This window comes from Oleiphilus sp. HI0061 (assembly GCF_001635675.1).
Map to the genome: position 1 here is coordinate 1 of NZ_LWFE01001587.1, position 1,419 is coordinate 1,419.

1 protein-coding gene is annotated in these 1,419 nt (G+C 43.7%); it reads right to left on the reverse strand.

What is annotated here, in order from left to right; genetic code table 11:
* Positions 1 to 1,156: 1,156 nt before the first annotated feature.
* Positions 1,157 to 1,419 (reverse strand): efflux RND transporter permease subunit (locus A3735_RS24715; RefSeq protein WP_156499897.1); only part of this gene is annotated, 263 nt, incomplete at its 5' end.

Consider the following 1,419-nt stretch of genomic DNA (forward strand, 5'->3'; position numbering starts at 1 on the left):
GTCATCTTTGCAGATGTTTTTGAGGAAAAGTATGACGTATTTGGTGAAGAAAGCTTCTTTCCAGATAGCTCTTCAACCTTTATATATGAGCAATTCGCTGACCAATTAGCGGGTAGTTCTGCAATTGATTCAACGATGATTGCTTCGGTATTTGATGCGGTTAATCAGCAAATTATTGACACTTATAATGACAATGAAGACGATGATTCAATTTCTAACCAAATAAGCGGTGCAGAAAGAACGGCAGCTTTAACCGATGTGGCGGATATTCTTGGCTTGGTTAATGCTGCGATCCCCTCAAGTCCGAGTGACCCAGATGCGGTCGATGCTGATAGTATTCGCGCTAGAATGATCGGTGTTGAAATGGTCGTGACTCAGATGATCAATGATGAGGATTCGGCTCTAATCGACGATGCTATTGATGAAGCGCTGGATGTTGGTGGTCCGCTATATGATGCAATTGGCGACGGGACAGACGTAGATTTTAGCACCTTAGTGGGTGTCGACTTCTCTGCTGGTACAATTGACNATGATGGTGTCAGTGTCACGGGCGGCGTGACGTTTGGCGACTTAGCAGGCAAGGAATTGTTTGTTGAATACAGTGATGACGAAGATAATGTTGAAGGTGCTGCGCTCATTTTGTTTGAAGAAGATGAGAACTTAACCGGTACTGGTGAGTTGAAGCTGTGTATTCGCTATTCTGAAGACGGCGCCTTTGACGGCCAGTTTTCGGATGAAGGTAATGACGGTAGTTTAGAAACGGATGGTGCATTATTCGATGCGGGAGAATGGACCGCTATTGATGATCGTCGTCTTATCCTTAATGTATTAGGTGGTTTTGACTTTACATTGATTAGTCGTGGTCAAGATAGTAGCCGAAACATTTTTAGCCTGTCCTATACCGGAGAGTCACGTACATGGGATACGGACCAGTCGTTAGAGGATATAGCGGTTGATGGTGATTCTGCTCAGATGAATTCTCACGAAGACTGTCAAGCTCGATTAAATAACTTATCGAATGATTTGTCTTAGTCCTGAATAGGCTCTAAGAGACTTAGTTCGGTTTAAGTATTTGAGCTGAACTGAAGGGAAAAGAAAAGCCCGGCCCTAATGATGGGGCCGGACTTTTTTATGCAATTAAAATATCCAATACTTTCTATTTAGCGGCTCGCTTATCTTTAAACTCTTCAATAAGCGAAATTAAAGCTGGAATAACAAACAAGATAAGAATCGTCGCATATGCCAGGCCAAATGAAATACTGACAGCCATAGGGATCAGGAACTGAGCTTGAAGTGAGGTTTCAAACAGAAGCGGTAATAAGCCAGCAACAGTCGTCAAAGAGGTCAGCATAACCGCTCTGAGTCGCAGGCATGAAGCATCGACAATAGCCTGTTTGGCGGGCTGGCCTTGTTCTCGTA